This window comes from Acidovorax sp. ACV02, assembly GCF_014851475.1.
GTDB lineage: Bacteria > Pseudomonadota > Gammaproteobacteria > Burkholderiales > Burkholderiaceae_C > Acidovorax > Acidovorax delafieldii.
Genome location: NZ_JACUZU010000026.1, coordinates 1 through 542, shown reverse-complemented (window position 1 = coordinate 542; position 542 = coordinate 1). Strand labels below are relative to the sequence as shown.

At 58.3% G+C, this 542-nt stretch carries 1 protein-coding gene; it reads right to left on the bottom strand.

The window, feature by feature from the left end; translation table 11 throughout:
* Positions 1-542 (bottom strand): hypothetical protein (locus tag IB236_RS24665; protein ID WP_192422485.1); only part of this gene is annotated, 542 nt, incomplete at both ends.

Below are 542 nucleotides of genomic sequence, written 5' to 3'. Positions count from 1 at the left end.
GTCCAAAACCCCCCTGGTGGTGATGGCTGCAGCCCCCTCCCTCCTCCCCTCTTCCTCTCCCTCCTTTTTTCTTCCCCTCTTCCCTCTTCCTCCCTTTTCTTTTCCCCTTTCCTCCTTTTCCCCCCCTCCCTCCCTCCCTCCTTTCTTTCCCCTTCTTCTCTCCTCCTTCCCCTTCCTCTCCTCCTCCCCTTTCTTCCCCCCTCTCCTCCCTCCTTTTTTTTCCTCTCCCTTCCTTTTCCCCCTCTTCTTTCCTTCCTCCTTTCACACTTCTCTTCCCTCTCTCTTCCTCTCTTCTCCCTCTCCCCCTCTTCCCTCCCCCTTCTTTCCCTCTCTCCCCCTTTTCTCTCCTCTCTTCTTTTCTTTTTCTTCTTTCCCTTCTCCCCCCCCTTCCTTTCTCCCTTCCCTCCCCTCCCCTCTCCTCCCCCCTCCCCTCTTTCCTCTCTCCCTCTCCCTTTCCTTTCCTCCCTCCCCCCCCCTCCCCCTCCCCCTCCTCTTCCTCTTCCCTCCCTCTCTCCCCCCCCTTTTTTTCCCTCCCCCCCTTC